Below are 25,883 nucleotides of genomic sequence, written 5' to 3'. Positions count from 1 at the left end.
GGCTAATGTGTGACCGGGACGACGAAGGGATCTCGACTTATGTGCATAAGTGCAGCTCAGGCCCTCGCCCCGGGCAGCGCCTCGTGACCTCGCCCGGACACGTACTGATCGTCGGCGCCTCCGCCGCCGGGCTCAGCACCGCGGAGGCGCTGCGGCGGCTCGGCCACGAGGGCCGGCTGACCCTGGTGGACGCCGAGCCCCACCTCCCCTACGATCGGCCGCCGCTGTCGAAGCAGGTCCTGGCCGGCGCCTGGGAACCGGCCCGCGCCCAGCTCCGTAGCGCGGCCCAGCTCGACGCCCTGGCCGCCGAGTTCGTCCGGGGCGAGCCCGCCGTCGCGCTGGACGCGGCGGAGCGAGCGGTCACCACTGCCTCCGGCCGCGTATTGCGGGCCGACGCCGTGGTCGTGGCCACCGGTCTGACGCCGTACCGGCTGCCTGGCCAGGACGGGCTGACGGGCGTACACGTGCTGCGCGGCCTGGACGACGCGCTCGCCCTGCGCGCTCGCCTGACCCCCGGCACCCGGCTCGTGGTCGTCGGTGAGGGCGTACTGTGCGCCGAACTCGCCGCCACCGCCCGCGCCATGGGCCTGGAGGTCACCCTGGTCGGCATGGGTCAAACGCTGCTGCGCGAGCAGCTCGGCGATCTGGTCGGCGGCCTCCTCGCCCGTACCCACACCGAGCGCGGGGTCCGGCCGCGACTCGGCGTCGCGGTCGCCGAACTGACCGGCACCCACGACCAGCCCGGTGTCGCGGTCGACGGGCTGACCGGCGCAGGCGACCAACTTGGTGTTGCGGTCGACGGGCTGACCGGCAGTGGCCTCACCCTGGGCGACGGGGTGGAATGCGACGCGCGCTGCCGCGCCGCCGAGGGCGTGTACGCCGTCGGTGACGTGGCCTCCTTCGAGCACGCCGGGCTCGGCAGGCGCCTGCGGCTGGAGAACCGCACCAACGCCACCGAGCAGGCCCAGCTGGTGGCGGCCAACCTCCTCGGCGCCGACCGCCCGTACACGCCGATCCCGTACTTCTGGACCGACCAGTACGACATCAAGATCCAGGCCCACGGCCTGCCCTCACCGGCGGCCGAGGTCACCATCGCCGAGGGCGACCCGGAGCAGCACCGTTTCGCCGCCGTCTACCGCGAGGGCGGCCAAGCCATCGGCGTACTCGGCTGGAACATGCCCAAGGCCCGCCTCCTACGGCAGCAGCTCTTGGGCACCTGGCAGCCCGCCCCACCACTCACACCCGCGTGAGAACCCACACGCCCGACCCCGCATGACCAGAAGACCACCATCCATCCATCCGTTCGTTCACGAGGAGATGCCCGATGAGCGTCAACGAGCAGGTTCTGAGCTATCCGATCCCCAACGACGCTGCGCTGGACCCGCCCGCGGAGTGGGCCGAGCTACGCGGCAAGTGCCCGGTGGCGCACGTGAAGCTGCCCAGCGGCGACCAGGCGACGCTGCTGACCCGCTATGAGGACGTCAAGGAAGTGCTGGCCGACCCGCGCTTCACCCGGCTGCTGAACGCCCCCGACGCGGCCCGGCTGTCGGCCACGGACGACGGCGGGCTGTTCAACAGCGACATGGCGGCGATCATCCCCGACAGCGGGGAGGAGCACCTGCACTGGCGGCGCCTGGTCGGCAAGTGGTTCACCGCCAAGCGCATGAACGCCCTGCGGCCCCAGATGGCGCGGATCGCCGAGGGCCTGATCGACGACATGGTCGAGCACGGCGCCCCCGGCGACCTCAGGGCGGGCCTGGGCTTCCCGCTGCCGGTGTACGTCATCTGCGACATGCTCGGCGTGCCCGCCGAGGACCGGGACCGGTTCTCGTACTGGTCCGACACGCTGCTCAACCTCACCCGCTACAGCAAGGAGGAGATCGAGGCCGCCCAGGCCGAGTTCTTCCAGTACATGTCCGACCATCTCGCCGCCAAGCGCATCAAGCCGGGCGACGACCTGCTGAGCGAGCTGATCGCCGCCGGCGGCCCAGAAGACGGTGGGCTGGCCGAGATCCAGATCCTCGTCACCGGCATGGCGCTGCTGGTCGCTGGTCACGAGACCACCGCCAACATGATCGGCAAGATGGTCTCCATGCTGCTGGCCGACCGCACCCGATGGGAGCGCCTGCTGGCCGAGCCCTCGCTGATCCGCTCCACGGTGGAGGAGACGCTGCGCCTCGACGCCAACTCCGGCTTCGGCCTGCCGCGCTACCTCAAGGAGGAGACCGAGGTCAGCGGCACCGTACTGCCCAAGGGCACCACCGTGATCTGCAGCATGGCCGCCGCCAACCGGGACGAGAGCGCCTTCGAGGCCGCCGACCAGATGGACCTGACCCGCAGCCCCAACCCCCACCTGGCCTTCGGCTCCGGCGCGCACTCCTGCCTCGGTCAGGCGCTGGCCCGCACCGAGCTGCAGGTCGTACTGGAGGTGTTGCTGCGCAAGCTGCCCACGCTGGAGCTGGCGGTGCCGGTGGAGGAGCTGGAGCGCGTGGAAGGGCTGGCGGTCGGCGGCCTGCGTACGGTGCCGGTCCGCTGGTGATCTTGATCAACGAGAAGGGGAGTTCCAAGATGAAAGTCATCGTGGACGAGGACAAGTGCTGCGGCGCCGGGCAGTGCGTACTGATCGCGCCGGAGGTGTTCGACCAGCGCGACGAGGACGGCATCGTCATCCTGCTCGAACCCGAGCCCGCGGCCGACCAGCACAGCGCGGTCCGAGAGGCCGCCGCCGTCTGCCCCGGCGCCGCCATTGAGGTGACGGCGCAGGTGTGAGCACGAGGCGCTCCATACTCCCGTGATCGCGTGTCAGGAGATGAAGCGCCAGTGGTGCGGTCGGCCAGGGTGGAGGCCCGAAGCGTCGAGCGCCGGTTTGAACGCCGGTACGGTCACCCGAAGATCATCTGTTCGACCTGGTCGAGGGCCAGCCGTACCGCGCCCGGCGCCGCCGCTCTCCCGAGTGGCGGCGCTGAAAGTGCCGCACAATGGGAGTGATGTCAGCTCATCTCTTCGCGCGGAGCACCGCCTCTCTCCTTGGCTTGGCTCTCGGCGACGCCTTCGGCTCCCAATTCTTCGTTCCAGACAATCGGCACGCCCTCTCCTCCCGCCTCCTTCCGCCCGGCCCTTGGCAGTGGACGGATGACACCGAGATGGCCTGCTCCATCTATCGCGTTCTGGCCGACCACGGCACCATCGACCAGGACGAGCTCGCCACGAGTTTCGCCGCCCGCCACGACTTCGACCGCGGCTACGGCCCCGCGACGAACCGGATGCTCCGGCTGGTGCGTGAGGGCGGCGACTGGCGGACGCTCTCGGCGGAGCTGTTCGACGGCATGGGCTCGTGGGGCAACGGTGCCGCGATGCGCGTGGCTCCGCTCGGCGCCTGGCTCGCCGACGACCTGACCCACGTCGTACGACAGGCCGCCCTGTCGGCCCAGGTGACCCACACCCATCCCGAAGCGGTGGCCGGCGCCATAGCCGTCGCCGTGGCCACCGCCGTCACCGTAAAAGAGCCCGACTTGTCCGCCGGGCATTTCCTCGATCGGGTCAGCGAACACGTGCCCGCGAGCATGGTCCACGACGGCATCGCCGAGGCCAGGCAGCTCCTCACCATCAGCGATCCCACGCTGGCCGCCCGAATGCTCGGCAACGGCCGGCAGGTCAGCGCGCACGACACGGTCCCGTTCACCCTCTGGGTGGCGGCTCGCGAACGCCACGACTTCGCGACGGCCATGTGGACCACGGCGGCGGCCGGCGGGGATGTCGACACCACGTGCGCCATCGTCGGCGGGATCATCGCGGCCGCCGAGCACACTCAACTGCCGCCGCAGTGGAGAAGCAGCTGCGAACCGCTGCCGGACTGGTCAGGCGCCCCACGTGAGTCCGCGCGTTAGGCTGATTCCCGGACGACTCGGACGGAGGCGCGAACGCAGATGAGCGAGGCCGATCCGCACATCCACGTCGAGCAGAAGGTGATGCAGGCCGGTGCCGCCTACCGCAATGCGATCGTGTCGATGCTGGGCCGCGTGCCCGACGCACCGAGCGTCGTCACCACCGGTTGCGGACTCCAGGTGCCCTATGCGATGACCTCGCCGCGTCCGGAGAGCGTCACCTGCCTCACCTGCCGCGAACACGCTCATCAGGAGCACCTGCGCTACGCCGAGCAGGTGGAGCGCCTGAGCCGGATGCCCGGCGCACCCGTCTCGGGCGACGATGCGGCCAAGGCCGCGCAATGGGCGCGGGACGTCGCGCAGAGGTTCGCCGGCTGAAGCGGCCCCTGAGGGCGGTTGACCAAGCGGCCGGGCTCATACGGCGACGGGGAGATCCGTCCGCCGGTGCAGGGATTCGGCGGCGCTGATGAGCATGCTCGTCGCGTGGCTGAGCAAGGGGTTGGGGTCGGTGGCGCGGCACACGGTGAAGACCCGGCGGATGTGAGAGGTGTCGCCGAGCCGGAACACGCACACGTCGTGCGACTCGATCATCGCCAGCTCCGGCACGATCGCCACCCCCAGCCCTTTGCGTACGAGCTCGAAGGGCAGGTTGTAGTCGTTGGTCCGGAACAGCACGTCGGGGTCGAAGCCGCTGGCCGCGCAGATGTGCGACAGGTTGAGCGAGGCGTCCATCCCCTCGGTATAGGAGATCCAGCGTTCGGCCGACAGCTCGCCGAACTGGATGCGCTTGCGGGCGGCCAGCCGATGACCGGTCGGCACGAGCACGTAGAGCGGCTCCTCCATGATCAATGTCATGTTCAGGTCCTTCGGCCAGCTGTGCGGCACCATGCCGTACTCGAAGACCATGGCCAGGTCGAGCCGTCCCTCGTTCACGGCGGGGATGGTCCGGTGCGGATCGCCTTCCTCGTAGCGGATGTCCACGTTGGGGTGGTCGCGAAGGAACTCGGCCAGTACGGCGGGCGCCAGCCGGAACCCGGCGGACCAGAAGCTGCCGAGCCGCAGCCTGCCCCGGTGCGCGGCGGCGAAGGACCGCATCTCCTCCTCCGCAGCTTCAAGATCGGCCAGCAGCCTGGCGGCCTTGCGGGCCAGCTCGGCCCCCGCCGCTGTGGGCCGGATACTGCGCGGCAGGCGCTCGAACAGCTGGACCCCCAGGCTCCGCTCCAGCGAGGAGACCTGCTGCGAGATGGCCGACGGGGTGAACCCGAGGCGCTTGGCGGCAGTCCTGAGCGAACCGGTGGCGACCACTTCACGGATCGCCTGCAACTGGCCCGGGGTAAGCATCGGGCCAACTTAACAGTCCGGCGACTAGCATCACCAGACCGTGAGCCGACAAGAGGCGATGCGACCGACCACCTGGGCCGGCTGGCTGGTGGAGCCGGGTATAAGGATAAGCACGACTGAACAGCCTGTGCACCAATGCGAATGCTCGCTCACCTTGTCGTTTCCAAACGGACCCCCAATATTGGTGTTTACGGAACGTCACTACGCCTGAGAGGGGGTGTCCTGCTCCATGCGGTTCACCCAAGCAGCCGCCGCATTCGGCCTGGTGGGACTCCTGTCCCTGACAGCTTGTTCTGGAAGCGGCACGTCCCAGGCAGCCGCGCCAGCGCAGCAGAAGAATCAGGAGCTTCACGAGCTTCTGCCCGACAAGATCAAGAAGAGTGGCACGCTCAACGTCGCGGCGGGCCACAACTACCCGCCCCTGGTCTACCTCGACACCGACAACAAGACGGTCATCGGCCTCGAACCCGAGCTGATGAAGGCCATCGGCCAGGTGCTCGGCGTCGAGGTCACCTTCAACCAGGCCAGCTTCGACAGCCTCATCGCCGGCGTGCAGGCCCGCCGCTACGACCTGGCCGTCCAGGCGATGCTCGACAAGCCCGAACGCCGCGAGAAGGTCACCTTCGTCGACTACTTCAAGACCAGCAGCTCGCTCCTGGTCCAGGAGAAGGACGCTCAGGCGATCAAGTCCCTCGAAGATCTCTGCGGGAAGACGGCGGCCGTCGAGCAGGGCACCGCCCAGGCCGACGACGCCGAGCAGCAGAACACGAAGTGCACGGGAGCGGGCAAGCCGGCGGTCAAGGTGCTGGTGTTCCCCGACACGGCGGGCTGTCTGCAGGCCGTCTCCACCGGCCGGGCCAACGCCTTCATCGGCGGCACCCCCACCATCACCTACCAGGCCGCCCAGTCCAGTGGCCGGATGAAGCAGGTGGGGCAGCCTTACCGCTTCCTCCCCTACGGGATCCTCGTCAACAAAGAGGACCAGAACCTGACCAAGGCCGTACAGCAGGCACTGCAGAAGCTGATGGACAACGGCTCCTACGCCAAGATCCTCGCCAAGTGGGAGATGGCGTCGGGCGCCCTCGACAAAGCGGTGATCAACGGCGGCGAGTCGTGACCACGACCCGGCAGACGGCGGGCCCGGATTCGCGGACGCGGATCCAGGCCGTCCCGCTCCGTCATCCGGGGCGTTGGGTGGGCGCGGGCGTCCTCGGCTTCCTGGCGATCTTCCTGCTGCAGGGGTGGGTGGCCAACCCGCGCATGGAGTGGAAGGTCGTCGGGGAGTACCTCTTCTCCCCGGCGGTACTGACCGGGCTCGGCACCACACTGCTGCTCACGGTGCTCGCCATGGTCGTCGGCGTCGCGGGCGGCATCGTCCTCGCGGTGCTGCGCATGTCACCCAACCCCTTGTTGTCGGCGCTGAGCGGGTTCTACATCTGGATCTTCCGCGGTGTGCCACTGCTGGTGCAGCTGTTGTTCTGGTACTTCCTGTCCGCAGTGGTGCCGACGATCGGGCTCGGCGTGCCCTGGGGACCGACGTTCGTCGAGTTCGACACCAACATGATCATCACCCAGCTCACCGCTGCGGTGCTGGGCCTCGGCCTGCACGAGGCGGCCTACATGGGCGAGATCGTACGAGCGGGCATCACCTCCGTCGACTCCGGTCAGACGGAGGCGGCCCACGCCCTGGGGCTGACCCGCTTCCAGACCCTGCGCAAGATCATTCTTCCGCAGGCGATGCGGGTCATCATCCCGCCGACGGGCAACCAGGTGGTCTCCATGCTCAAGACCACCTCCCTCGTCTTCGCCATCGCCGTACCAGAGCTCCTGACCTCGATCCAGGGCATCTACTCCAGGAACTTCCAGCAGGTCGCCCTGCTCACGGTGGCGTGCTTCTGGTACCTCGTGGCCACGACCGTCCTGAACGCCGGGCAGCACTACATCGAACGGCGGTTCAGCCGATGAAGACCCTGGTCCGCGCGGAAGGCGTGTACAAGCGTTACGGAACGGTCGACGTGCTCAAAGGCATCGACCTGGAGGTCGCGGAGGGAGAGGTGCTGGCCGTGATCGGCCCCTCGGGGTCCGGCAAGTCCACCTTCCTGCGCTGCGTCAACCACCTCGAACGCATCGACGCCGGCCGCCTCTACTTCCGCGAGCGCCTGATCGGCTACGAGGAGCGTGAGGGCAAGGTCTACGAGCTGCCCGACAAGGCGATCGCCGCCCAGCGGGTGGACATCGGAATGGTCTTCCAGCGCTTCAACCTCTTCCCGCACATGACCGCGCTAGAGAACATCATGACGGCGCCGATCATGGTCAAGAAGGAGCCGAAGGCCGAGGTACGCGAGCGCGCCCACGCCCTGCTGACCAGGGTGGGACTGGCCGACAAGGCGCACAGCCGCCCCGACCAGCTGTCCGGCGGCCAGCAGCAGCGCGTCGCCATCGCCCGCGCCCTGGCGATGCGGCCCGGTCTCATGCTGTTCGACGAGCCGACCTCGGCCCTCGACCCCGAGCTTGTGGGCGAGGTCCTGGACGTCATGCGCGACCTGGTGAAAGAGGACGGCATGACGATGATCATCGTCACCCACGAGATGGGATTCGCCCGCGAGGTGTGCGACACCATCGTCTTCATGGACGACGGGGTCGTCGTCGAATCCGGGCCGCCCAGCGCCGTGCTCGGCGAGCCCCGGCACGAGCGCACCCGGGCATTCCTCAGCAAGGTCCTCTGACCTCGAAGACCTCGAAGACCTCGAAGAGACCCTGAAGACTCCGAAGGAAAGATATCCACGTGTCCCGCGTCATCGTTCTCGGTGCCGGAGTGCTCGGTGCCTCCGTCGCCTACCATCTGGCCGTCGCAGGGGCCCAGGTCGTCGTCATCGAGGCCGGCGGCCCAGCCGCGGGGACCTCCAGCGCGACCTTCTCCATGGACGTCACCCATCTGAAGACCCCGCGCACCTACTACGACCTGAACCGCGCCAGCTCCGCCCTGCACACCACGCTGGCCGAGGAGCTCGGGGGCCCGTCGTGGCGGCACCCCATGCCCGCCATCCAGTGGGGTGACAGCGAGGAGAGCCGGCGCAGCCTCAGGGAGCGGGCCGTCCGCCTCAAGTCCTGGGGGCATGCCTGCCGCATCGCCGACCCGTCCGAGCTGCGCGAACTCGCCCCCGACGTCGACCCCGCGGCGTGCACGGCGAGTGAGCTCGTCGTGCACGACCAGAGCGCGTGGTACGACGCCCCGCTCTTCGTCCAACGCCTGCTCGATCGCGCCGCCACGCTCGGCGCCGACATCAGGTACGGTCTGCGGGCAGAGGCGCTGATCCGCAGCGGCGACACCGTCACCGGCGTCGAGACCGGCACGCGACGCTGGGAGGCCGACTGGGTGGTCAACTGCACCGGCCCGGACGCCGACCGCGTCGCGGCGCTCGCCGGCACCGACCTCCCCATGACCCGGATCCCCGGGCTGGTCGGAGAGAGCACTCCCATCCCCGGTCTCCGGCTCGGCGCGATCCTGGCCACGCCCCAGGTGGACCTGCGCCCCGCCCCCGGGGACCGGATCTGCTCCATCTCCTGGCCGGTCGACGCGCTGCTGCCCGGCCAGGGTGACGACGCCCTGGCGGAACGGCTGCACGCCAGCGGCCAGCGCATCCTTCCCGCGCTGCGCGGCGCCCGCCTGGCCGGGGTCCGTCTCGGCGTCCGGCCGGTGCCGACGGATGGTCTACCGCTGGCGGGCACCCACCCCGACGTCCCCGGTCTCTATCACCTGGTCACCCACAGCGGCGTCAACCTGGCGCCCGAGCTCGGCCGCCTCGTGGCTCAGGAGATCACCCACGGCGACGGCCCCGACCTGGCCCGATACCGCGTCACCCGTGACATCGCGGCTTCCGTGGAGGACGAAAGCCTGACCCTCATGACCACGTCCTGACCGCCAAGTCATCCGATGGATTGCCGCGTTCCATTGGTCATGGTGGCTTGACCGCGACCATTGCTGATGTAATCCTCCGATGTGTGCCTGAGCCTTTCACGCTGAGCCGCCGAGCATTGATCGGCGGCGTCGCCGCCGTACCGGCGCTTCCCCTGTCCCCCGCCAAGGCGGAGACCCGAGCCCGCCAGGGCGACACGTCGGCGGCGCTGCTGGAGGAGTGGGCGGCGGCGGAAGGCGGGCACCCGCTGGTGCCCGACATCGCGCGGGCCGGCTACCGGCACGGGGCTCGGCCGCCGCGCCCCCGAGTGGTGGCGAAGGTGACCGACTTCGGCGCCCGCGCGGACGGGACGACCGACTGCGCCACCGCCTTCAACGCGGCCGTCCGCGCCGCCGGTGAACGGGGTGGCGGCGCGGTGCTGGTGCCGGGCGGGACCTACCTTCTGTCGTCGCCGGTGTTCATGCACTGGTCGAACGTGGTCCTGCGCGGCGCCGGGCGCGACTCCACCATCCTGCGCTTCACCCGCACACTGGACGACGGCTACCGGCCGGCCAGGCAGTCCAACGGCAACAGCCGCTGGTCGTGGACCGGCGGCCAGGTCTGGTTCATCGCGGCCGAGCGGCGCGCCCGCTCCGAGTCCGAGGACTACGCGGGCACCGAGGGCTGGCTGCTCGGCGACACACTCGCCGAGGTCGGCGCGGCCTCGCGGGGCCAGCGGACCCTGCTGGTGTCCGACACGAGCAAGCTGCGCGCGGGCGACCTGGTCGTGCTCGAATGCGACAACCCGCCGGACGCGACATTGCTGAAGCACCTGGCGGGCGACATTCCGGGCACTCGGTCCTACGACTGGCCGAGCCGCGCGCCCCAGCTCGTCACCGGATCAGGCGGCCAGTACATCCAGTACGCGCTCCTGCAATGGCCGGTGCGGATCGAGGCCGTTCTGGGCACCCGCCTCGTCAGGCTGGCCCAGCCGATCAGGTACGACCTGCGCCCCGGCTGGCCCGCCCGGCTGCGCGCCCTCGGCCCCACCGTGCACGACAGCGGCGTCGAGGACCTGACGATCCGCAACGAGCTGGTCCCGATGACCGCCCACAACAAGCACCCCGGCTCGAACGGCGTGTGCTTCCAGGCCGTCCACGACTGCTGGGCCAGGGACGTACGCGTGGAGAACTGCGACCTCGGCTTCGGCTTCACCACCGCCAAGTCCAACACCCTGACCCGAGTCACGGTCGGCGGCCGTTCCGCGCACCACAGCTTCGCCTGCCGGATGCAGTCGCACGACAACCTCGTGGACGACTTCGAGATCGAGGCGTTCACCGCGCCCGTCCCGGCGGGGGCCGTCCACCACGGCCTCAACCTGGAGGGACTGTCATCCGGGAACGTCTGGCGGCGGGGCACGATGACGGAGGGCACGTTCGACTCGCATCGGGCGCTGCCGTTCGAGAACGCGCGGACGAACATCACCCTGGTCAACAACGGCCGGGTCGGCGGCTCGGCGGCCTCGGGCCCGCTGTTCGGGGCGCGGATCACGCACTGGAACATCCGGATCACCGGCGGCAGCCCGTACGCGATCACGATCGCGGACGTCGCGCCGCGCAGCCTCACCGTCGGGGTGCAGGGCACCACGGGGACGGTCAGCGAGTTGGCTCCCGACTTCACCGGGGACCTGGAGAACCTGCTCGCCGACCACGGCACCCGACCCCGGGTCACCGACCTGTACGCGGCCCAGCGCGACCGCCTCAACCTGGACTGAGAGCGGGCTTTTTACAAGGTCTCAGCAGGGGGTCTCGTTGAACACCGGGTACGACCCGCGTCTGCCCACCCACTCCTCATCCCCGACGCAGTTCTCGTACTTGACCCCCACCAGCGTGGTGCGGGTGGAGTCGCTGTAGTAGTACGTCTCGCAGTGATAGTCGATCATGCAGGCGCGGGCGTGCGCGGGCGAGCTGATGACGGTGAGGGCGCCGAGGGCGACCAGGACGGCCAGCGATGCGCGGCGAATCATGAAGATCCTTCCTGAGGTGCGGAAGCGCTACTGCCCTCGATGATCGTTCGTCGAAGTGAATAGATCAATAAGGTCAATCCCAGTACTCAAAGGGTCAAAACGACTGTCAGAGTGAGAGTGCCGTCTCGGCGCCTTGACGGGTACGACGAGATCGTTAACACTCCCACCGAGCACGCAATCACCAGGGTGCTCGCCGACTGGGCCCACTTCCCAGGGAGCAACTCAACCGCATGTGGAGCATCTACATCGCGGGCGAGTACAACGGCATCAACTACCACTGGTTGAATCTGGTGGTTTGCTCTCGCGGTCCCGTCTGGCGGAAGGGAGGCCGGTAGCGTGTGGCTGGTTGATGACAGCCCAGCCCGCGACGCCGCGTGTGGCGATGTTGCGGGCTGCGATGTGGTCGGCGTGCCCAGCGAGGCCGCACCTTGTGCAGACGAACCGGCCCCGCGCCGGCCGGTTCGCCCTGCTGGCATACCCGCAGTCCGGACAGGCCTGCGAGGTGTAGGCGGGGTCGACCAGGACGAAGGCGATCCCGGCTCGCGCGGCCTTGTAGCGGGTGAAGGTGATCTGCTGGGCGAAGGCCCAGTTGTGCAGGGTGCGCCGCTGGAGCCGGTGAGCCCTTACCCGATCGCGGATGCCCTGAAGGTCTTCCAGGGCGATGCCGCGGCCGGTGCGTTCGGCTTCGCGCACCACGAACTTCGAGATTTGGTGGTTGAGGTCGGTCATCATCCGGTGTTCACGCCCGGACAGGCGGCGCAGCAGCCGCCGCGCCGCAGACGTGCCCTTCTTCTGCAGCCGGCGGCGTTGACGATGGCGCCGCTCCCGCAGGGTGCGGACGTGGCCGTTACCGCCGACCGGCCCCGGCAGGGCCGGGCCGGGCAGCACCACGCCATCGGAGGTGACCGCCAGGTTCGCCACCCCTTGATCCACCCCGACGAAGCCGCCAACCGGCTCACGCGCCACCGGCTTCGGCAGGGTGAGCGCGACCTGCAGCAGCCACACACCGCGCCGGCAGATCAGGTCGGCCTCCCCGAGCGGCAGTGCTTCAACCATGACATCGGCGGTACCGGCTACCGGTCCGGCGGCCTCATAGGGAAGTGGCTGGCGAAGGGCAAGACCTGGTGGAAGGATTCTCACCAGTTTCACCTCTGGCACACCGAGCTGCTCGGTGACGACGAGCAGCTCATCAACCCGGCCGAGCCGGCCACTCTGGCCGCCTTGCTGAAGCACGGGCAGCGGAGCAGCAACACCGTCACCGGCGTGATCCGCTTCAAGGAGCTCCGTAAGGTCTCCCTCTGGTTCGACCACTCAACCCACAGTTCTTGGGGCGAGAATACGAAGCTCTCCTACACTCTCACGCTGACCTCGGCGGGACTGATCGGCCGGGTGCGGAGCGCGTACACCCTGACCGAAGGCACGGACGAACTGGTGGGCAAGACCTTCCACGTCGACACCCGCTACAGCCGCTGGGGTGGCAAGGTGTCGATCAAGGCGCCGGACCGCCGCAAGACGACCACCGAGCTCTGCGTCAAGGGTTTCTGCAACTGGCGCCTCCCGGGCTGACGACGCCCTGTGCGGACATGGCCGGCCTAGGAGCAGGTGATGTTGGTCGGGCCGGGTGTGGACGGGCCGTTGGCCTGGAAGCCGAAGGTGGTCGACGCGCCCGGTGCCAGCGTCGTGGCCCAGCTCGGAGCCTTGATCGTCCAGGTGGTACCCGACGGCGTGATGGTGGAGTTCCAGGCGCTGGTCAGGGTCACGCCGGACGGCATGGTCCAGGTGACCGTCCAGTTGTTCCAGGTCGTGGTGCCCGTGTTCCGTACGGTGACGTTGGTCGTGAAGCCGCCCTGCCAGGCGTTGGGGACCTGGTAGTCCACGCCGCACGAGACACCGGTGCCGCCCGTGGGAGTGGGGGTGGGGGTCGGGGTGGGGGTGGAGGTCGAGCCGGTCGAGGTGGTGTAGCCGACCTTGGTGTACGGCGTGCCGCACGGGTTGCAGGTGGACGGAAGCGTGAAACTGTACACGCGCCCGCCGTTGATCAGCGTGTCCGTGACGTCGCGCACCCGGATCTGGTACTGGTTACCACCCGAGGTGGCCCCGCCGATGATGTACGACTGGCCCATGTCGCCGTTCATCTGGGCCGTCTGCCAAGCCCCGTTGGCGAAGTACTCGACGCCATGAATGCCGTTGGCCAGGTGCGAGACGGAGATGGCGGGCCACCAGACCTGGGCGGACTGCAGGAAGCCGATGTTGATGTCGCCGCTGTAGTTGGGCGCGGGGACGAACGACCAGGTGACGTGCCGGTTGTTCCAATGGCTGGGATACATGTCGCCGATCGGGGCGCCGTTCTTCACGAACCGGTTGAGCGAGTCCTTGGACAGGTCCAGATGGTACGGATCGTCGCGGCACCAGGCGTTGGAGTCGCCGCAGCTGTCGGCGACCAGCATGGTCAGCTTCGCGCCCTTGTACGCGTCGGCGACCCAGGAGCCGTTGCGGCAGAACGCCTGGTTCTGCGCGCCGTCGTTGGTGCCTGTGCAGTAATCGCCGATCTCGACCTGCACGTAGCGGCCGCAGTTCAGGCCGTTGTTCCACAGCCCGGCCTTGCTGAGGTTGGCCCCGGTCAGCGGCCGGGGGTAGAAGGAGTAGTCGCCGGGCGTGTTGTAGACGTTGAGCGCGACGAAGTCCGGTGAGTCGATGTTCGCCTGGGGCAGGCCGCAGCCGCCGTACGGCATGCCGAGTCCGTCGAAGTAGGTGGCGTTGCCCGTCACCGGGCCGGGCGGGTCGCTGACCGCGCTGGCGGACTGTTCCGTCAGGGGCGCCAAGGCGCCCAGCGCGACCAGGAAGGCGGAGAGCAGAATGGCGAGCAACCGGCGACGGGGGTGACTCATCGGACTCCCAACTCAGAAGGTTCGACACGAACGTCCTCGCAGAGCGGCCGCCGGTCAAGCTGGGATGCGCTTGAGCTGGGGAAACACGCCAAAAATGGTGAAACTTTCATCGAGTCCCGAAAATGAGGCGACTGCTGCCGACACCTTGATCGACAGCGCTTATCGTGATCTCATTCAGGCAAATAGCTTCGGTGTTCGCTCTGGCCCGAAACTCGGCTGATCTGGAGGAACCTGCATGAAAATGAAGCGCGGCGTTTTAGTGGTGGCGCTGGCTATCAGCGCCCTCGCCCTCGGCTCCACCCCGGCCCAGGCGATTCCCCCTCCCCCGCCGGGGGGCGACCTCCTCCTCGTCATCAGCTACTTCGTGGGCGACCAGATCGTCGGACAACGCTGGTCCGGCTGCTCTCAGCCGCCCGGCCAGTGGGGGACGACGGACGGCCAGGCGAAGTACTACTTCACCCCCTGCTGACCGCCACCCCTGCCCCCTGCTGAGCCGGCGTTCCCGGACCCGGCTTGAGCTCGGCGAAGAGACGTTCCTCCGCGACATCGAGTGCGCAACGCACGGCGCCGATCGCGGAGGAATGGTCGCCCAGCACCGAGCAGACCACCTTGGGCGGGAAGTCCGTCTCGCGTTCGACGCGGACGCGTACCGGCTCGCGGATGGCCTCGCCGGCGGCCGAGATGCCGCCCCCGATGATCACCAGCTCGGGGTCGATCGTCACCATCACCGGTGCCAACCCCTCCACCAGCAGGTCGGCGAACCCGTCTATGCCCGCCTGGGCGGCCGCGTCGCCCGCCTTGGCCGCCTCGAAGATGGCCTGGATCGCGTCCTCGTGGTCCGTACTTCGCCCCGGTGCCAGGTCCAGCAGCCGTTCGTACGCGTGCGCCCACGGCAGCCCGCGCCACAGACCGATCTCGGCCGCCGCGCCGTGGCGACCGGCGTGCGGCCGGCCGGCGACCAGCAGGCCGGTGCCCATGCGGCGGCCGACGTGGATGTACACCACGTCGGAGGCGTCACGCGCCACGCCCTTCCAGTGTTCGGCCAGCGCGGCCATCCGCATGTCGTTGAAGACCTGGGTCGGGATGCCGAACCGGTTCCGTACGTGACCGCCCAGGTCGACGCCGGCCCATTCGGGGATGGCCGGGGCGTGCGCGACCTTGCCGTCCGGGCCGACGACGCCGGGGGTGGCGATCGCCGCGCATGAGATGTCGGCAGCGGACAGGCCCGCCGCGTCCAGGGCCGCGGTGATCGCCTCGTTCATGATCGTCAGGCGCCTGGAGCGAGGAGAGGTCGGGCGCAGGCTCTCACGGCGTTCGGCGACGATCTCCCCGGACAGGTCGCTGACCAGCACCAGCACCTTGTGACCGCCGATGTCGACCCCGAGCACATGGCCCGCGCCCGGACGGAACTCGAAGCGTTGTGCCGGCCGTCCCCGCCCGTCCTTCTTCTCGACCTTGTCGATGACCTGGTCGGCGGTCTGGATCCAGCCCGCGGCGAGCAGGTCGGAGATCGCCTGGGTCGTGGTCGGGCGCGAGATGCCGGCCGTCGCCGCGATCGAGGCGATCGTGTGGCTGCCGCCGCCGTAGAGCACGCGCAGCACGGAGCGCAGGTTGAGCGTCCGCAGCGCGGAGGTGTCGCCACCGAGCTGCGTGCCCGTGCTCGGCCGAACCCTGGAGGAGGTCATCCGTTCGCTTTCTGCTCTGTTTCCAACGCGGCGTTGCCTACAGCTTGCCCGTCAAGTGTCGGGTGTGCCGCGATCTCGATGAGCATGGCGGTCTCGGGCCGTAGCGTGGGCAGCCGTACCCCGACCGTGCCGAGCGTCGCGCCGCTGAGCAGGCCCGGCGCGTCCAGCCAGCCGGGCCGGGGGCCGAGGTCGTCCCGGTTCGGGCCGACGAGCCGTACCGCGTAGCGCAGGGCCGGGTCGAGCCCGGGGAAGGTCACCCGCCCCGCCGGCTCCTCATCGGAGCGGCGCACCGCCGCCACCGAGTACAGCCCCAGCCGCGGCGTCACCACGCCGGTCAGCCAGCGGCCCGTGCTCGGGTGCTCGTCGCGGACCAGTGTGCCGGAGTGCAGCAGCGCCCGGTAGCGCTTGTAGATCCCGATCCACTCGGCCAGCTCCGCGGTCTCGGCGTCGTCCAGCCTGGTCAGATCGAGTTCCAGCCCGAAGTGCGCGAACAGCGAGGTGATCGCCCGGAAGGCGAGGTCGTGCCGGCGGCCGGTGGTGTGCGAGACGGTGGAGGCGACGTGGCCGCCGATGAGTTCGAGCGGGATGAGCTGGCTGGTCCAGCGCTGGATGGTCTGCCGTTCGAGCGGGTCGATGCAGTCGGAGGCCCACACCCGGTCGGTGTGCTCCAGGACGCCGAGGTCCACGCGGGCGCCCCCGGACGAGCACGACTCGATCTCCAGGCCGGGGAAGGTGGCGCGCAACTCGTCCATCAGCCGGTAGGCGGCCAGCGTCTGCCGGTGGACGTGGGGCGCTTCGATCAGGTCGCGGTTGTGGTCCCATTTGAGGTAGCCGACGCCGTACTCGGCGATGACCTCGGACATGCGCGTGAGCACGTGCTCGTACGCCTCCGGGTGCGCCAGGTCGAGCACCTGCTGCCAGCGCGAGGCCGGCGGCAGCTGAGGGCGGGCACGCATGATCCACTCCGGGTGTTTGACGGCGAGCTCCGAGAGCGGGCTGACCATCTCCGGCTCGAACCACAGCCCGAACGTCATGCCGAGCTCCTTGACCCGGTCGACCAGCGGATGCAGCCCGTCCGGCCAGGTCTGGTCGTCCACGAACCAGTCACCCAGCCCCCGGTCGGAGGCGTTCCTGCGGTGGAACCAGCCGTCGTCCAGCACGAACCGCTCCACCCCGATCCCGGCTCCCCGCTCGGCCAGGGCGAGGAGTTTGCCGAGGTCGTGGTCGAAGTACACGGCCTCCCACACGTTGAGATTGACCGGCCGGGGAGAGCCGGGATGGTGCGGCCGTTCCCTGAGGTGCCGGTGGAAGCGGGCGGCCAGCTCGTCGAGCCCGTCGGCGTACCCGAAGAACAGCTCGGGCGACTCATAGCTCTCCCCCGGCCGCAGCACGATCTCACCGGGCAGCAGTGACTCGCCGCCGCCCAGTGTCCTGAAGCCCTCGCCCGTACGCTCGGCCCAGGTGCGGTGGTTGCCGCTCCAGGCCGTGTGCACCGCCCACACCTCCCCCGACCGGAACCCGAACCCGGGCACTCCGGCCACCACCACGGTCGCCGCGTCGGCCCCGGTCCGGCCGCGCCGCCCTTCGCGAAGGTGCACACCCACGTTGAACGCCCCCCGCTGCGGCTGCCGCTCCCGTGACCAGCGCCCGGCCAGATCGAGCAGGTCCGCCGCCCGCTCGGGCACCGGCAGGACGGCCGACACCGCGTCCACCCGGTAGTCGTCATCCCCGTCATTGCGTACGGAGGTGCGCAACCGGACCAGCCCGCTGCCGGTCAGCTCGATGACGAGGCACAGCCCGAGCGCGGTGCCCGGATCGGCCGCCTCGACGGTGAGCCGTCCCTCCTCCTTGACGGCCTTGCTCACGGTGAAGCGGGGCGCCCACGCCGCCCCCGAGCGGGAACCGGACAGCCCGGGAATGCCGAACCACCCGGTGTGGCCTTCGGGCAGCACCGAGTGCGAGACGGGTCCGTCGATGAGGTTGATGACGTGCGGCGCGATGGCGGCCTCGGCCATCGCGTCCAGCTCGGCCTGGTCGCACGGGCCCGGATCGGCACCCCAGTGAACGACCGTGGGCAGCCCGGCGGACCGGAGGTCGAGGATCAGGGCCACGCCGGCGGCTCGGAGCTGAACGACGTGCCGCGCGGCGTCAGAGGTCTTCGTCATCCTGACCTTTCTTCGTTATGTCATCGGATGTCTCAAGTGAAGATCATCACACTCGCGAAGAGCGGACCAACTTCCACAAGTCTCACGATGTGAGACCTTTCACCTTGCTGAAGTCCCGGCATTGTGCCTAGAGTCACCCCATCTTAATATGCAGAAGCCTTGCATAAATAGAGGCAGGCTCACAGAAACATCGGATGGGTGCGCGAACGAATGAACGTGACCGTGTGGAACGAGTTCTATGAGGAGCGGACGTATCCCAGCGTCTCGTCGGTCTATCCCGACGGGCTGCACGTCGTGCTCGGGCAGGCGCTGGCCGAACACCTCGGCCCCGAGGCACATGTACGCGTCGCGCTCCAGGAGGAGCCCGAGCACGGTCTGACCCAGGCCGTACTGGACGAGACCGACGTCCTGCTCTGGTGGGGTCACCTCAAGCACGACGAGGTCGGTGACGAGGTCGTCGAGCGGGTCAGGCGGCGGGTGCTCGACGGCATGGGCCTGCTCATCCTGCACTCCGCCATCGAGTCGAAGGTCGCCCAGGCCCTGCTGGGCACCTCCTGCAAGATCGCCAGCTGGCGGCACGACGACAGTGAGCTGCTCTGGACGATCCTGCCCGGCCACGACATCGTCCGCGGCGTCCCCAACCCGGTCGTCATCCCCAAGGGCGAGATGTACGGCGAGCCGCTCGACATCCCCGAGCCGGACGAGCTCGTCTTCATCAGCTCGTACGAGGGCGGCGAGGTGCTGCGCAGCGGCTGCGCGTGGCAGCGGGGCAAGGGCCGGATCTTCTTCTTCGCCCCCGGCCACGAGGAGTCCCCGATCTACTTCCAGCCGGAGATCAGGCGCGTGCTGGCCAACGCGGTCCAGTGGGCCACGCCGCCCACCCAGCCCCAGCCGAAGGTCACCAGGAAGGGCGAATGGCCGCGGAACTGGTGGGCCGAGGCATGACCGACCTGATCCAGATCGGCCTGGGCCCCTGGGGGCTCGACTGGGCCGCGAACATCCTCCCGCGGCTCCCCGACGTCCGGGTGACCGGCTGGGTGGACGCCTCCCCCGAGGCACGGGCCGCGTTCACCGCCAAGACCGGCGACGACAACGTGTTCGCCACCGTTGAGGAGGCGCTGGCGGCCACCGGCGCCGTGGCCGCCATCGCGCCGGTCGCGATCGGCGCGCACGCGGCCGTCGCCCGGCAGGTCCTGGAGGCCGGCGCGCATCTGCTGCTGGAGAAGCCGTTCACCCTGGACGCCGCGAGCGCCAGGGAGCTCGCCGGCCTCGCGGAACGGAAGGGCCTGGTCTTCGGCATCGACCAGAACTACCGGATCTTCCCCGGCGCCCCGGTCGTCCGCGACCTGCTCGACCGGCGAGCCGTCGGCGTCGTCCGCCGGGTCTCGGTCGAATGGCACCGCGACCACGCCGGTGTCCGGGACGCCAACTCACTGATCGAGCTGGCCATTCACCACTTCGACCTGATGCGGTACCTGTTCGGGCGGGAGGGGATGGCGATCACCTGCGTACCGGTCACGCCCATACGCTCGGCCCAGGACCACACCCCCGGAGCCAGCCTCATCGTCGAGCTGGACGGCGGGCCCACGATCGACTACGTCCTGTCGAGTCAGGGGGTCGGCCCGCAGACGCCGTGGCCCGGCGTGTGGCGGATCTCCGGTGACGAAGGGCTGCTGACCTGGGGGGCCGCGCCGGACGACCACCGGGCCGTGTCGATCACCGACGCGGCCGGGAACGTGCGCGCGGTCGAGGTGTCCGAGCTGCCGCTGTTCGAGCGGGCCGGGGTGCTGCGGGCGTTCGTCGACGCCGTGGCGGGCACCGGTGAGCCGACCTCGCCCGCCGCCGACAACGCGCACAGCGTCGCGATGCTGGAGGCCGCGCTGACCTCCGCCCGTACCGGGGAGCGGACGAGGGTCGAACAATGGTGACCTCCGCCCCTACTTGGGCAGCGGGCGAGGGTCGAGCGATGGTGACCTCCGCTCGTGCTGGACAGCGGACGAGGGCCGGGCGGTGGTGACGGCCGCCGCCGACCGGGTCGCGACGCGCCGAGCGCGGCAGCGGGCGGGCAGCACGCTGTTCGGCCCCAAGACGATGCTGTTCCTGCTGCCGGGCGCGATCTATCTCGCGGTGCTGTCGGTCTACCCGCTCATCGACCTGTTCCGTACCGCGTTCTCCGACGTGACCGCCGAGAACCTGCTGGGCGAGCGGCCGTTCAACGGGCTGGACAACATGTGGCGGGTGATCGAGGACCCGTCGTTCGGTCACGTGGTGCTCCAGACGCTGGCCATCGTCGTGATCGTGCTGGTCGTCGGGCTGGCCGGCGGGTTCGCCGCCGCGCTGGTCCTGCGGCCGCGCACCCGGCTGAGCGGCGTGACGCTGGGCGCGATGGTGTTCGTGTGGACGCTGCCGGCGGTGGTCGCCGGCAATCTGTGGAAATTTCTGCTTGAGTCCGGCGGGCCGGTCAACTCGGTGCTGCTCTGGCTGCACCTGATCCAGCAGCCGATCCCCTGGCTGGCCAACGGCACGCTGGCGATCGTCGTGCTCGGGCTGGTCAACGCCTGGATGGTGGTGCCGTTCTGCGCGCTCGTGCTGCGCGCGGCGCTGCTGGACGTCTCCCAGGAGCTGCTGGAGGCCGCCGCGCTCGACGGCGCGGCCGGCTGGAAGGTGACCAGGCACATCGTGCTGCCGCTGCTGCGCCCGGTCATCTCCATCCTCGGCGTGCTCGTCGTGATCAACGCCTTCCGCTCGTTCGACCTCATCTTCGTGATGACCAGCGGCGGGCCGGGCACCTCCACGACCACGCTGCCATACCTGGGTTACCAGCAGGCGTTCAAGTTCTACGAGTTCGGCCAGGGGTCGTTCACCGCGACGTTGTCGCTGGTCATCGTGCTCTTCCTGAGCGCCGTCTACCTGCGGATGAACCGTAAGGAGCAGACATGACCGAGCTTGTCGAGGTCATCAATAAGCACAGCACCTTGGTCATGAGACCGACGAAGGAGGGCTCATGACCGACGCCAAGCGCAACACCCCGGTCACCGTGCTCGGCTGCGTCCTCCTGCTGGCGATCTACGCGCTGCCGCTGTACTGGCTGCTGGCCACCTCGTTCAAGAGCCTCAAGGACGTGTTCGCCGGATCGGCGGCGGTCATCTTCAAGCCCACGCTCCAGGCCTACATCGACGTGTGGAACGGCGGTTTCGCCACCTCCGCCGTCAACTCCGTGATCATCGCCGTGTCCACCACGGTCATCGTGCTCGTCGTCGCCGTGCCCACCTCGTACGGACTGGCCCGGCTCAACGGCGCCGTGGTGACCGGCGGGCTGGCCGCGCTGATCATCCTGCAGATGGTGCCGGCCACCTCCACCCTCATTCCCCTGAACCGGCTGCTGGCCCAATGGGGTCTGACCGGCAACCTGTACGGCGTCGCGCTCGCCATCGCCGCGACCAACCTGCCCTTCAGCATGCTGCTGCTGCGGCCGTTCTTCACCGGCGTGCCGATCGCCATCGAGGAGGCCGCCGCCAGTGATGGCGCGAGCAGGTGGCAGCGGTTCGTCAAGATCGTGCTGCCGATCACCCGCAACGGGATCGCCACCGTGGCCACCCTCACCTTCATCGGCGCGTGGGGCGAGTTCCTGTACGCGATCACCTTTCTCAACGACCCGGGCCAGTACCCGGTGAGCGCGCTGCTGGCGCAGCAAATGTCCTCCTACGGGGTGAACTGGCCGGGTCTCATGGCGGTCTCCGTCCTGGTCTCGGTCCCGACTGTATTGATCTATCTGTTCGGGCAGCGCCTGCTGGTCGGCGGTATCACGATGGGAAGCGTTCGTTGATCTCTGCAAGACTCCGCGTCGTCGCCGCCGCGGCGGCCCTGTGCGCCCTCGCCGCGTGCGGCACCTCCGGCTCCGGCGGCTCGGGCGACGCCAACAAGGTCACGTTCTGGCACTACTACGCCCAGGGCATCCCCGCCACCGCGAAGTTCACCAAGGACCTGGGCGACATCTACGCCAAGGCCAAGCTGTCAAAGCCGCTGAACAGCGTGTACGTGCCCGGCGAGCAGCTCACCCAGAAGGTGATCGCCACGGCGGCCACCAAGCAGGGCCCCGACGTCTTCGTCCAGGGCGGCGCCGACCTGCTCCAGCTCATCAAGGCCGGCGCGATCGCCGACATCACCGCCCAGTACGACAAGTTCCCGGACAAGGCGCAGATCCCCGATGCGAACGTCATCAAGAAGGACGGCAAGGTCTACGGCGTCCAGGGCTTCAACAACACGACCGCCCTCTGGTACAACAAGACGATCCTCGACGAGCTGGGCATCACACCGCCCACCACGATGGACGAGCTGACCGCCGCCCTGGAGAAGATCGGCAAGAAGTACGTCGGCATCGGCCTGCCCGGCCAGGGCGACCAGGACGTCAACGCCTTCTCCTTCATCACCGCGTACGGCTTCGACTACGCCAAGCCCGACGCCGCCGCCCTGGAGACCTCGCTCAAGCTGGTCGGCGGCTGGGCCGAGAAGGGCTACGTGCCCAGGGACGCCGCCACCTGGACCCCCGACGTCGCCTTCCAGAAGTTCACCGCCGGCGGCATGGCCTTCGTGCTCGGCGGCAACTGGCAGTACGGCAACGCCAAGAAGGCCGCCTCCTTCAAGTACGGGGTCGTGCCCGTGCCCAACGGGAGCGCCCCGGCCAAGGTCTACCAGTTCGGCGACAACGTGCACGTCAGCGCGTTCACCAAGGACAAGGACGCCGCCTTCGACGCCATCGCCGCCATGTTCCTCAGCAAGGAGGGCGAGCTCGCCGCCCTGGAGGCGGGCAGCATGCCGGTGCGCAAGGACCTGGCCGACACCGAGGGCATGAAGGACCCGATCTACACCCAGTTCAACAAGGCGCTGGAGAACGGCGTGCCGTACCTGCTGCCCGGTTTCGGCACCGAGCTGACGCAGATGCGCAAGCCGGTGGCCGAGGCGTGGAGCGCCGTGCTCGCCGGACAGTCCTCCCCGGGCGAGGCCGCCACCACCGCGGTCGCCGCCATCCAGCGCGTCGCCAAATAGCGCGTCGTCAAATAGCGCCAAGTAGCGTCAAGTAGGAAGAGATCCGTATGCGCCTGCGCGCCATCCTCGCCCTCGCGATGCTGGTCGGTCTGCTCACCGCCGTACCGGCCCACGCCGAAGTCGTCCATCCTCGCCAGCAGTGGTTACGCGACTCCACCGCGGGCCTGTTCCTGCACTGGGGCATGTTCACCGCGCCCCGGCACCTGGACTGCGCCGCGTGGGAGCGCGACGTCACCGACGGCGGCTGGACCCCTGACTATTGGATCGACCAGGCCCGCGACCTCGGCGCCTCGTACATCGTCCTGGCCACCTTCCACAGCGCGCTGGGCTACGCCCGCCCCTGGCCGTCGGCGATCCCGGGCAGCTGCGCCACCCGCCGCGACTTCCTCGGCGAGCTGGTGAACGCCGGGAAGGCGAAGGGTGTGCGAGTCATGCTCTACATGACCGACGACCCGCAATGGCACAACAACACCGGCGTCGAGATGCTCGACTCGGCCGCCTACTCCGCCTACAAGGGCCGGCAGGTCGACATCACCACGCGACCCGGCTTCGGGATGTTCAGCCAGGATCTTTTCCTGGAGGTCATGGAGAAATATCCGGACCTGGCGGGATTCTGGATCGACAACGAGAACGAGTACTGGCAGCAGAACGGCCTGTACGACAAGGTCCGTGAACGGCGCCCGGACTGGCTGCTGAGCAACAACAACACCGACACCCCGATCATGGACACGGTCAGCAACGAGCAGAAGACCGGCATGACCCCCGCCTACGACTACCCGCAGGCGGCGTGGACCCCGATGCCGCGCCTGGTCGAGGCGGACTACAAGCTGCCCACGGTCGGCGACTGGTGGTACGACGGCGCCGACCACCCCGTGGACGCCCGCCTGTCCACCGGCCGGTACATCACCAACGCCGGCTCGTCGATGAAGTCGCTGATGGCGGAGACCGCGATGGTGAACGGCAAGTTCCCACCGCAGCAGGAGGCCTTCAACTCCTTCATGTCCACGTGGGTCCCGCCGATCAAGGAGTCGCTGCACGCCACCGAGGGCGGCGGCTACATGTACGGCGGCCTGCAGCCCGGCTTCTGGAACGACGGCGCGCACGGCGTGATCACCGTCCGGCGCGACGACGGCGGGAAGGTCCAGTACGTCCACGTGCTGACCAAGCCCAGCACCGACCGCGTACGCCTGCGCGACAATGGCTATCGCGTCACCGGGGTGAGCGACCTGCGTACGGGCGAGCGGATGCGGTTCACCCAGTCCGGCGGCTCCCTGACGATCCTCGGCATCACGCGGTGGGACGACTACGACACGGTGTTCAAGGTCGAGACGGCCGGCCGCCAGGGCTTCCTCACCGGGGTGAAGGCCACCGCGTCCGCCGAGCAGGCCGAGCATCCCGCCGCCGCCCTGGTAGACGGTGATTTCACGAAATATTGGGACTCCGACGGCAACCTGCCGGTTTCGGTGACGCTGGATCTCGGTAAGCGGAAGAAGGTCGCCTATCTGGCGGTCAACCAGCGCGAATGGTCGCCGGTCCTGGCCAGGGTGACCTTCGGGCGGCCCGAGGACTCCGCCCGGATCAAGGACTACCGCGTCTACGTCAGCGACGACGGCCGCCGCTGGGACAAGCCGGTGCGGGCCGGCGCGATGCGCAGCGCCCGCGGCACGCAGGTCCTCGACCTCGGCGAGCAGCACGGCCGCTACGTGAAGCTGGAGGTGCTCAACACCTGGGCGGGCGCGCAGGCGCCCCGCTTCCACCGCAAGCTCCGGATCGACGAGATCCAGGTCGCGGACTCCTACCCGGTCTCGCGCGACAGCCTGCCGCTTGAGGCGGAGCGCCAGCAGCGGACGGGCCAGGCCCGCGTCGAGTCCTGCGCCGCCTGCTCGGGCGGGGCCCAGGTGGTCGGGCTGCGGGACGGCACACTCACCTACCGCGACGTGGGCGTCCCGGCGGCGGGCGAGTACCGCCTGCAGATCGACCACACCTCCGCCACGCCCGCGACGCTGTCGGTCGCCGTCAACGGCGCGGCACCGCTCCAGGTGCGGGTGCCGGGCGACAACAAGGGCGTCCCCGCCTCCAGCGCCCTGCCCGTCACGCTGAAGGCGGGCACCAACACGATCACCCTGTCCGGGGACGCGGGAGTGGACCGCCTGGCCGTCGCCCCGATGCCGCCCGCCTCGTACACCCCCAAGACCACCATGACCGTCGACCCGGCCGGGCTGCAGTGGGTCAGCCCCGGCCAGCAGACGCTGCGGGTTTCGGCCACACTGCGTCTGGACAGCGAGGACGTGCTCGACCAGGTCGCGTTCGCCCCGGCCGTCCCGGCGGGCTGGACCGTCGAGGGCGAGCCGATCAAGGCGTCGGCCGTACGGCTCGGGCAGACGCTGGCGGGCTCGTGGACCCTCACCTCGCCCCCTGGCATGGACGTGACCGCGACGGACATCCCGATCACCGCCACCTTCCAGTCGCTCGGCCGCCCCTACACGGTCACGAACCAGGTCGGAGTGCGTCTGCGCCCCGCCGACCGGGTGTTCATGCGGGAGGCCGAGGACTCACGCAACAAGATCGGCGAAGCCGGGATCACCGCCTGCGCGGCCTGCTCGGGCGGTCAGAAGGTACGCAACATCGGCGGCGGACCGGACCAGGGCAGCGAGCCGAACGCCTATGTGCTGTTCGAGGACGTCACGGTCCCCGAGGCACGGGCGTACACGCTGTACATCGACTTCACGGTGAACGGCCCCAAGTCGTACTCCGTGACGGTCAACGGCGGCCCGCCGACCGAGGTGAAGGTGAACGGGGCGACCAACAACACCCTCTACACCGTCAGCGTCCCCGTCACGCTGAAGGCCGGCCCGAACATCATCAAGCTCCACAACGACACGACCCCGGCCCCGGACCTGGACCGCATCTCTCTCAGCCTCGGCTGATCTCTCGCCTCGACTGATCTCTCGC

Annotated in this window: 24 protein-coding genes; 18 read left to right on the top strand and 6 right to left on the bottom strand. The window is 69.2% G+C overall.

Annotation, left to right across the window (positions count from 1 at the left end):
* Nucleotides 1-83: 83 nt before the first annotated feature.
* The 5 genes from AB0J16_RS27845 to AB0J16_RS27825 all read left to right on the top strand — a co-directional run bounded on the left by AB0J16_RS27845 (nt 84) and on the right by AB0J16_RS27825 (nt 4,262).
* The gene (locus tag AB0J16_RS27845; RefSeq protein ID WP_358544698.1) at nt 84-1,250 is read left to right on the top strand and encodes an FAD-dependent oxidoreductase; all 1,167 of its coding nucleotides are present in this window, start codon (nt 84-86) and stop codon (nt 1,248-1,250) included.
* Between the two features lie 74 nt (nt 1,251-1,324).
* Nucleotides 1,325-2,539, top strand: a complete 1,215-nt coding sequence (locus AB0J16_RS27840; protein WP_358544696.1) for a cytochrome P450 — start codon at nt 1,325-1,327, stop codon at nt 2,537-2,539.
* Between the two features lie 29 nt (nt 2,540-2,568).
* Nucleotides 2,569-2,769 (top strand): ferredoxin, encoded by a 201-nt coding sequence (locus tag AB0J16_RS27835; protein WP_358544694.1) that lies wholly within the window; start codon nt 2,569-2,571, stop codon nt 2,767-2,769.
* A 218-nt stretch (nt 2,770-2,987) separates the two neighbouring features.
* Entirely contained in the window at nt 2,988-3,887 is a 900-nt protein-coding gene (locus AB0J16_RS27830) for an ADP-ribosylglycohydrolase family protein (protein WP_358544692.1), read from the top strand.
* Nucleotides 3,888-3,926: 39 nt separating this feature from the next.
* Complete coding sequence (locus tag AB0J16_RS27825; RefSeq protein WP_358544690.1) at nt 3,927-4,262, top strand: hypothetical protein; 336 nt, start codon at nt 3,927-3,929, stop codon at nt 4,260-4,262.
* A gap of 36 nt (nt 4,263-4,298) precedes the next feature.
* On the opposite strand, the gene AB0J16_RS27820 is transcribed toward AB0J16_RS27825, so the two are convergent.
* Nucleotides 4,299-5,225, bottom strand: coding sequence for a LysR family transcriptional regulator (locus AB0J16_RS27820; RefSeq protein WP_358544688.1), 927 nt, complete (start codon nt 5,223-5,225; stop codon nt 4,299-4,301).
* Nucleotides 5,226-5,454: 229 nt separating this feature from the next.
* On the opposite strand from AB0J16_RS27820, the gene AB0J16_RS27815 reads away from it, so the two are divergent.
* The 5 genes from AB0J16_RS27815 to AB0J16_RS27795 all read left to right on the top strand — a co-directional run bounded on the left by AB0J16_RS27815 (nt 5,455) and on the right by AB0J16_RS27795 (nt 10,895).
* Nucleotides 5,455-6,342: an ABC transporter substrate-binding protein gene (locus AB0J16_RS27815; RefSeq protein WP_358544686.1), complete on the top strand. Its 888-nt coding sequence runs from the start codon at nt 5,455-5,457 to the stop codon at nt 6,340-6,342.
* Nucleotides 6,339-7,190 (top strand): amino acid ABC transporter permease, encoded by an 852-nt coding sequence (locus tag AB0J16_RS27810; protein ID WP_358544684.1) that lies wholly within the window; start codon nt 6,339-6,341, stop codon nt 7,188-7,190. The genes AB0J16_RS27815 and AB0J16_RS27810 overlap by 4 nt, the downstream gene beginning before the upstream one ends.
* On the top strand, nt 7,187-7,951 hold the full coding sequence (locus tag AB0J16_RS27805; protein WP_358544682.1) for an amino acid ABC transporter ATP-binding protein: 765 nt from the start codon (nt 7,187-7,189) through the stop codon (nt 7,949-7,951). The genes AB0J16_RS27810 and AB0J16_RS27805 overlap by 4 nt, the downstream gene beginning before the upstream one ends.
* Before the next feature lie 59 nt (nt 7,952-8,010).
* Nucleotides 8,011-9,144 carry an FAD-binding oxidoreductase gene (locus AB0J16_RS27800; protein WP_358544680.1) on the top strand — a complete coding sequence of 378 codons (1,134 nt, stop codon included), beginning with the start codon at nt 8,011-8,013 and terminating at the stop codon, nt 9,142-9,144.
* Between the two features lie 83 nt (nt 9,145-9,227).
* The gene (locus AB0J16_RS27795; RefSeq protein ID WP_358544678.1) at nt 9,228-10,895 is read left to right on the top strand and encodes a glycosyl hydrolase family 28-related protein; all 1,668 of its coding nucleotides are present in this window, start codon (nt 9,228-9,230) and stop codon (nt 10,893-10,895) included.
* 21 nt (nt 10,896-10,916) lie between these two features.
* Here AB0J16_RS27795 and AB0J16_RS27790 read toward each other — a convergent pair whose 3' ends face one another.
* Entirely contained in the window at nt 10,917-11,147 is a 231-nt protein-coding gene (locus tag AB0J16_RS27790; protein WP_358544677.1) for a DUF6289 family protein, read from the bottom strand.
* A gap of 267 nt (nt 11,148-11,414) precedes the next feature.
* The gene (locus AB0J16_RS27785; RefSeq protein ID WP_358544675.1) at nt 11,415-12,113 is read right to left on the bottom strand and encodes a transposase; all 699 of its coding nucleotides are present in this window, start codon (nt 12,111-12,113) and stop codon (nt 11,415-11,417) included.
* On the opposite strand from AB0J16_RS27785, the gene AB0J16_RS27780 reads away from it, so the two are divergent.
* Nucleotides 12,072-12,713: a hypothetical protein gene (locus tag AB0J16_RS27780; RefSeq protein ID WP_358544674.1), complete on the top strand. Its 642-nt coding sequence runs from the start codon at nt 12,072-12,074 to the stop codon at nt 12,711-12,713. The genes AB0J16_RS27785 and AB0J16_RS27780 overlap by 42 nt on opposite strands.
* A gap of 26 nt (nt 12,714-12,739) precedes the next feature.
* On the opposite strand, the gene AB0J16_RS27775 is transcribed toward AB0J16_RS27780, so the two are convergent.
* The gene (locus AB0J16_RS27775) at nt 12,740-14,035 is read right to left on the bottom strand and encodes a cellulose binding domain-containing protein (RefSeq protein WP_358544673.1); all 1,296 of its coding nucleotides are present in this window, start codon (nt 14,033-14,035) and stop codon (nt 12,740-12,742) included.
* 235 nt (nt 14,036-14,270) lie between these two features.
* On the opposite strand from AB0J16_RS27775, the gene AB0J16_RS27770 reads away from it, so the two are divergent.
* The gene (locus AB0J16_RS27770) at nt 14,271-14,504 is read left to right on the top strand and encodes a hypothetical protein (RefSeq protein ID WP_358427814.1); all 234 of its coding nucleotides are present in this window, start codon (nt 14,271-14,273) and stop codon (nt 14,502-14,504) included.
* On the opposite strand, the gene AB0J16_RS27765 is transcribed toward AB0J16_RS27770, so the two are convergent.
* Both AB0J16_RS27765 and AB0J16_RS27760 read right to left on the bottom strand, forming a co-directional pair.
* A complete protein-coding gene (locus AB0J16_RS27765; RefSeq protein ID WP_358544671.1) occupies nt 14,491-15,720 on the bottom strand; it encodes an ROK family transcriptional regulator in 1,230 nt (409 codons plus the stop codon). The two genes, AB0J16_RS27770 and AB0J16_RS27765, sit on opposite strands and share 14 nt — an antisense overlap.
* Entirely contained in the window at nt 15,717-17,885 is a 2,169-nt protein-coding gene (locus AB0J16_RS27760; protein ID WP_358544669.1) for an alpha-galactosidase, read from the bottom strand. The genes AB0J16_RS27765 and AB0J16_RS27760 overlap by 4 nt, the downstream gene beginning before the upstream one ends.
* Before the next feature lie 198 nt (nt 17,886-18,083).
* On the opposite strand from AB0J16_RS27760, the gene AB0J16_RS27755 reads away from it, so the two are divergent.
* The 6 genes from AB0J16_RS27755 (at nt 18,084) to AB0J16_RS27730 (ending at nt 25,858) form a co-directional block, all read left to right on the top strand.
* On the top strand, nt 18,084-18,830 hold the full coding sequence (locus AB0J16_RS27755) for a ThuA domain-containing protein (protein WP_358544667.1): 747 nt from the start codon (nt 18,084-18,086) through the stop codon (nt 18,828-18,830).
* Entirely contained in the window at nt 18,800-19,813 is a 1,014-nt protein-coding gene (locus tag AB0J16_RS27750) for a Gfo/Idh/MocA family oxidoreductase (protein ID WP_358544665.1), read from the top strand. Before AB0J16_RS27755 ends, AB0J16_RS27750 begins: the two co-directional genes overlap by 31 nt.
* An 82-nt stretch (nt 19,814-19,895) precedes the next feature.
* Nucleotides 19,896-20,825 carry a sugar ABC transporter permease gene (locus AB0J16_RS27745; protein ID WP_358544664.1) on the top strand — a complete coding sequence of 310 codons (930 nt, stop codon included), beginning with the start codon at nt 19,896-19,898 and terminating at the stop codon, nt 20,823-20,825.
* Nucleotides 20,826-20,889: 64 nt separating this feature from the next.
* A complete protein-coding gene (locus AB0J16_RS27740; RefSeq protein ID WP_358544663.1) occupies nt 20,890-21,711 on the top strand; it encodes a carbohydrate ABC transporter permease in 822 nt (273 codons plus the stop codon).
* Nucleotides 21,708-22,931, top strand: coding sequence for an extracellular solute-binding protein (locus AB0J16_RS27735; RefSeq protein WP_358544661.1), 1,224 nt, complete (start codon nt 21,708-21,710; stop codon nt 22,929-22,931). The genes AB0J16_RS27740 and AB0J16_RS27735 overlap by 4 nt, the downstream gene beginning before the upstream one ends.
* A 47-nt stretch (nt 22,932-22,978) precedes the next feature.
* Nucleotides 22,979-25,858, top strand: coding sequence for a CBM35 domain-containing protein (locus tag AB0J16_RS27730; RefSeq protein ID WP_358544659.1), 2,880 nt, complete (start codon nt 22,979-22,981; stop codon nt 25,856-25,858).
* The last annotated feature ends 25 nt before the right edge of the window (nt 25,859-25,883 follow it).

The sequence above is a fragment of the Nonomuraea sp. NPDC049750 genome, from assembly GCF_040659625.1.
Classification (GTDB): domain Bacteria; phylum Actinomycetota; class Actinomycetes; order Streptosporangiales; family Streptosporangiaceae; genus Nonomuraea.
Note: the sequence above shows the minus strand (reverse complement) of the source record. Positions and strands in the feature narration are given on the sequence as shown.